The 5,826-nt window shown below is 53.0% G+C and carries 5 protein-coding genes and 1 pseudogene; all 6 read left to right on the top strand.

Annotation, left to right across the window (positions count from 1 at the left end):
- Positions 1 to 641: pseudogene (locus tag ACLL9E_RS03745) on the top strand (NADH oxidase); the annotation flags it as partial.
- Positions 642 to 886: 245 nt separating this feature from the next.
- On the top strand, positions 887 to 1,345 hold the full coding sequence (locus tag ACLL9E_RS03740; RefSeq protein WP_411290402.1) for a GlcG/HbpS family heme-binding protein: 459 nt from the start codon (positions 887 to 889) through the stop codon (positions 1,343 to 1,345).
- A gap of 157 nt (positions 1,346 to 1,502) precedes the next feature.
- Entirely contained in the window at positions 1,503 to 3,188 is a 1,686-nt protein-coding gene (locus ACLL9E_RS03735) for a hypothetical protein (protein ID WP_411290401.1), read from the top strand.
- Positions 3,189 to 3,200: 12 nt separating this feature from the next.
- Positions 3,201 to 3,821, top strand: coding sequence for a TadE/TadG family type IV pilus assembly protein (locus ACLL9E_RS03730; RefSeq protein ID WP_411290400.1), 621 nt, complete (start codon positions 3,201 to 3,203; stop codon positions 3,819 to 3,821).
- A gap of 64 nt (positions 3,822 to 3,885) precedes the next feature.
- Positions 3,886 to 4,560 carry a TadE/TadG family type IV pilus assembly protein gene (locus ACLL9E_RS03725; RefSeq protein ID WP_411290399.1) on the top strand — a complete coding sequence of 225 codons (675 nt, stop codon included), beginning with the start codon at positions 3,886 to 3,888 and terminating at the stop codon, positions 4,558 to 4,560.
- Positions 4,561 to 4,799: 239 nt separating this feature from the next.
- Positions 4,800 to 5,759 (top strand): glutathione S-transferase family protein, encoded by a 960-nt coding sequence (locus ACLL9E_RS03720; RefSeq protein WP_411290398.1) that lies wholly within the window; start codon positions 4,800 to 4,802, stop codon positions 5,757 to 5,759.
- Positions 5,760 to 5,826: the final 67 nt, after the last annotated feature.

The following is a 5,826-nucleotide window of genomic DNA, read 5'->3' as shown; positions in this document are numbered from 1 at the left end:
TGGGCTTTGTCGAAACCGCAAAGATGGAAGGCCACAAGGCCATCGTGCATTTTGCCGCGGCATCGAACCTGGGCCAGATGCTCAACCGTATCTGTCTGGAAGACGGAATAGCGCTGGTCAATGTGGTGCGCAAGCAGGGACAGGTAGATTTGCTAAGAGGCCTCGGCGCAAAGCATATCGTGAATACGTCAGACGATAATTTCATGGCGCAATTGCGCAGCGCGATAGACGAAACGGGCGCTTATCTCGGCTTCGATCCGATCGGCGGCGGCACCTCTGTTGATACCTCGTTCAAGGCAATGGAACAGGTCGCGGTTGGCAAGATGAAGGAATTCAGCCGTTACGGTTCGGACGAGGCGAAGAAGATGTATATCTATGGCCGCTTGGACGTTAGCCCCACGATCCTGACGCCGTCCTATGGCTTCGGCTTCACTCTGTCGGGATGGCTGCTGTTCCCGTTCTTGCAAAAGGCGGGAATGGAAACCAGGGCTCGGATGCAGAAACGAGTGTTAGACAATCTGACCACCACCTTCGCCAGCCATTACAAGCAGAAGGTCACGCTGGAACAGATGCTCGAAAAAGACTCAGCCATCGATTACCGCGCCATGCGCACGGGCGAGAAATATCTCGTTACGCCCTAAATATCCGCGATCTCCGAATCGCTCTAGCGTGGGTCAAACGCTGCCTGCTGGCGAAGGGAATCAGTAATCCCGTTCGCCAGCAGAAACTGGTGCTGTCTTAGTTGCTTTTGAACAGTTCGTCCAAATAAGCAGCAAAGCGCGACGTCACCAACATTAACGATGGTATTTCTATAAAACTTCTGACAGTTAATTTGATTACAGCGCGGAACCGCTTTGACGAGGAGTTTATTATCAAACGTATAATTTTGGCTGCGGCCAGTGCGATTGCATTTGCCGCCCCCGTAACGGCGCAGCAGGTGCCGGTACCCTACGGCATTCCAATGTCTCTTGAGCAGGCGCAGGCAATTGTCGCGGCCGCCGAACGATCCGCTCTTGCCCGCAATTTCACAATGGCTTTCGCGGTGGTGGAGCCGAGCGGAGAACTTATTCTGTTCCAGAAAATGGATGGTACGCAATATGGGTCTGAACTCGTTGCGCGCGAAAAAGCTCGAACCGCCGCTCGCTTCAAGCGCAGCACGAAGGTGTTTTCCGATTCGATAGATGGAGGCCGCAATGCTGTCCTCAGCCTTCCGGGCTTAATCGCGGTCGAGGGTGGCGTCCCGATCGTGATGAATGGTCGGATCGTCGGTGCGCTGGGTGTCAGCGGTGGTAACTCTGTGCAGGACGGCGAAGTCGCAGCTGCGGCTCTGCTTGGGGTAAAATAGGACACTCGACCATTTTGGTCTAAAGACCATAGCCCATGGCACTGCGTCTACCGCGTCCGTCACGGTGCCGATGGCGTTGATGCAAGTTCTGGGGATAGGTTCCAAAGAAATTTCCGTAGAATGTCAGGCGGAGTTGCGGATTCCGAATAGCGACGTCATGTTTGTTCTTGATACGACGGGGTCCATGGGAAGCCCTGCCTCGGGTTCGACCGAAACCAAGATTTCTGGTCTTCGCAAGGCAGTCAAGTGTTTTTACGAGGCTTTGGCAAAGCAGAACATCACAGACGTGACGCCAGCAGATTGTGGAGAAACGGTTGACCCCTCGTCGACCAACACGGGCGGTGTCCAGCTTCGTTTTGGTTTTGTGCCGTATGCGGTCAATGTCAATGTTGGGCGGCTATTGCCGCTGGATTATATGGCTGATGGGTGGACTTACCAGTCGCGTGAACCAAAAATTGTTACAGATGCCACTGCCTCTGCCAGCTATGGAAACGAAAGTGCACCCACAACGGTTGGCACAACGAACACTGCGGTCGCAAATACAAGCTGGGCCGATTCAGAGCAGGATATAACTCAAAACGGTACGACTTATGACAAGTCTAAGTCCACAACATCTTCGCAATGTACGCAGCTGACCCCGCCTGGCTCACGCACAACCACTACGACGGGTCCAACCGAATTTGTATCCCAGTCCCCGGCCACGCCGGTTGAGTCTGATACGACGCTCACCAAAACATATGAGCAGGACACTACGACTTCCACCCGATCCTATCAGTATAATTTCATTGCGAATGGCAACAAAAAGAATGGTACTTGCGTTCTGCAATATCGGGATACTAGCCAGAATATTCGGACGGTCACTACCCAGACAACAACCCCGATAATATGGAGCCGAAACAGCTATTTTTCTGGCTGGACCTATAAACCTGTAACTTTCAATGTTGGCGCCTTGAAAGACACAACTGCAAATTCCTATCGCTCCGGACTTCAACTGCCCTTGGGGACTGACGGGGCGAACACTTCGGTATTATGGAATGGTTGTATTGAAGAGCGCCAGACATTTCGGGGACCGGACAACGACCCGTCGGATGATTGGAATCCGATCCCGTCGTCTGCGTACGACATGAATATCGATATGGAACCAACGGCCGATGCGGCGACAAAATGGGGCCCAATGCTCACCACTGCAGTGTGGGAAAGGTACCTGGTGTCAGACATCTCCGGCGTAAAAACCCGCTCGTCGACACGGACGTTGGACGACGTTTTTGTTGGCCGGAATGATGGGGTTAGTATGTTGACCCCATCTGTGAATTGCCCGACATCTGCGCAGAAGTTCCAGACGTGGACGCCAACAAATTTCCGCAATTATGTCAACAGCCTAGCCATTGGCGGTAACACATATCACGATATCGGCCTTTTGTGGGGCGCGCGCATTATGTCACCAACAGGCATCTTTGCAGCATTAAATGCGCCGGAAAATACTACAATAGAGCGGCACATGATTTTCATGACCGACGGTGAAACGAACGTCATTAACGACGACTATTCGGCCTATGGCACCCACTGGTATGACCGTCGCCAAACACCGGTAGCAACAGCGCCATCCAACACGCAACTCAATAGCCTGACGGACGCACGTTCGGCAGCGTTGTGCACCGCCATTAAAAACAAAAACATTAACCTTTGGGTAGTGTCCTACGGAAACGTTGGTTCTGCTACCAATGACCGGCTCAGAGCATGTGCGACGCCTGGCAAATTCGTTGAAGCGGCGAGTGTCAGCAGCTTGATCAGTAACTTTAAAGCAATCGCTGCCGAAATTTCCGCTCTCCGGTTGACGCAATAAGGAGGCCCGGTCATGATGTACTTTTCCCCAAACCTGATCCGTCGACAAGATGGTGCCTCGGTCATGGAATTTGGCCTTATCGCCCCAGTCGCGATGGTAATGATGCTGGGGACGATGGATATCGGGCATAGCTATTATGTCCGTGCCACGCTCGATGGTGCAATGCAGGCTGCGGCCAGGAGCTCGTCTCTTGAAGGTGCTTCGACAATTACTGCCCAAGAGCTTGTTGATCTTCGTGTGAAGGAGGCTGTGTTAACTTTGGCACCCAACGCCACCATCACATCGATACGGCGCTATTACAAAACCTTTTCGGAAGCGTCTGCGGCTCGCGCTGAAACCGTAATTGAGGCACCCGTTGGTGCAAATATGAAATGCGACCCTGGTGAAAGCTTCATGGACGCAAATCGCAATGGGATTTGGGATCCTGACGGCGGGTCGAACGGCCAAGGTGGTGCGAAGGACATCGTTATCATTAAATTCAAGGTCACGTATCCGCGCGTTTTTCCCTTGGCAAAAATGATCGGCGTGCCTGCAAACGTCGAGATGGAGTCGGGTTCTATTCTCGCTAACCAACCATATGGGGAACAAACCACTTATGGGTCTCCTGTTCAAACCAATTGTCCGTCGGCCTGATATGACAAGGAAACAGCTATCTTCAACACTTCGTCGGCTCAGACAGAACGATAGCGGCCTTGCTATGGTCGAATTTGCTGTGTCCCTGCCGTTTTTTCTCACTTTGACAATAGGGGGCGTCGAACTCGCAAATTACGCTTCAGTCGTGATGCAATTGAACCAGATTACTTTGCATACCGCAGACAGTGCGGCGCGGATCGGTTCCAATACACCAACCAGTAATAAAACTATTTCAGAAGCCCAGATTAAGGATGTGTTTGAAGGTTCATTACGTGAAGGAGACCGCATTGCCCTTGGAGGGAGCTATTCCTATGTTGACCCCGTAACCGGTGTTCCATCCATACGCGGTAACACGCGGATCATACTTTCCAGTTTTGAGGAGGTAAGCCCGTTCAATGCAGCAACGCCGCGTTACCGCATTCGGTGGCAAAGATGTTCGGGTACGAACAACATCTATACGTCGAATTACGGGACCAAAGCGACTTCGACAAGCGTAACGGGGATTGGACCCGCTGGCAGGCAGGTGACGCCTCCACCCGGTGGAGCCGTCATGTTAGTAGAACTTCAATATTATTTTAAACCATTAATTGTAAATGGGTTTACAAGGCTGACTGATCAGACAATTAGCCAAGTCGCATCGATGGTCGTTCGAGAAAACCGCGATTTGGTTGGGCCTACGGGTAGCGACGGAATTTATAACGCCGAAAACGTCACGCCTGCCTCTTGTCCCTGGGGATAAGCTGGATCGAGCCCGATTTACAGCAACGACGCAGACGACAGGCGAAGGTTAAGTGCTCAACCGCGAAAAGGACAATTTCCTATTTCGGCAAAACCCAGCGGCTTAGATGGCAATACAATCGTCCGACCATGGTGCCACAGAGTCACGCGAAGTGATTGACGGTAACGATCAATCCTACTTACCGCGCTGCACTGATCTGCCAGAACAGCTGTTTCTGAATTGATAACACTTTCATACTTATGATACCACACTGCGGCGTACTGGTTCGAAAGATGACTTCGGAGAAAATGATGCCTAAAATCCTCCTACACCAATACGCGAGCTCGCCCTTCGCAGAAAAGATAAGGGTATGCCTGGGAATCAAGGGACTCGGGTGGTGCGCCGTCGACGAGCCCGTGATCATGCCTAAGCCCGAACTAATTGCGCTTACAGGCGGATACCGCCGGATTCCGGTCTTGCAGATAGGCGCCGACATATACTGCGATAGCCAGCTGATAGTCCGCGAGCTCGAGCGGCGCTTCCCTGAGCCGACGCTATTCCCCGCCGGCGACAGGGGCTTGACCCAAGCCACCGCGCTATGGACGGACCGAGTTGTATTCCAAGCGGCTGTCGCGATTATCTTTGGGGGGCTTGGCGATAATGTGCCTTCTGCCTTCATCAAGGACCGAGAAGCACTAAGGGGCGGATCGTTCGACACAGCGGCAATGGGCGCGGCCGTTCCGCACATGATGGGGCAACTGAGGGCGCACGTCGCGTTGCTTGCCGAGCAGCTAGCTGATGGTCGATCCTTCCTGACGGGCGAACGCCCAGGCCTTGCCGACGCTAACAGTTATTACAACTTGTGGTTCATTCGCTCTGCTTACCCTCCTGCAACAAAAGCCTTCGACCAACTGCCTCATGTCGGCGATTGGCTCGAGCGGGTGCGCGCGATCGGCCATGGTGAGCGATCGGAGGTAAGCCGCGAAGCAGCGCTCGACATTGCGCAAAAGAGCGAGCCCCTGGCCGGAACTATTGCAACGCAAGATGCTAAGCATGCGGGGAAACAGGTCACCGTTGCCGCCGACGATTATGGGCGGGACCAAATATGTGGCGTACTGGTCGGTTCATCCGAGCACCATATCTCAGTCCGCCGCGAAGATCCTATCGCAGGGCAAGTCGTAGTTCACTTTCCACGTATCGGTTATTCGATCGAAAGCTAATTCTTGGCTCGGTTCAAACCGATATTTCAAACACGAGGCCCGCCCTTCGCCAATCTACGCCGCGATT

The organism is Sphingorhabdus sp. (genome assembly GCF_046596595.1).
Classification (GTDB): domain Bacteria; phylum Pseudomonadota; class Alphaproteobacteria; order Sphingomonadales; family Sphingomonadaceae; genus Sphingorhabdus_B.
This window is presented reverse-complemented; position numbering and strand designations above follow the sequence as displayed.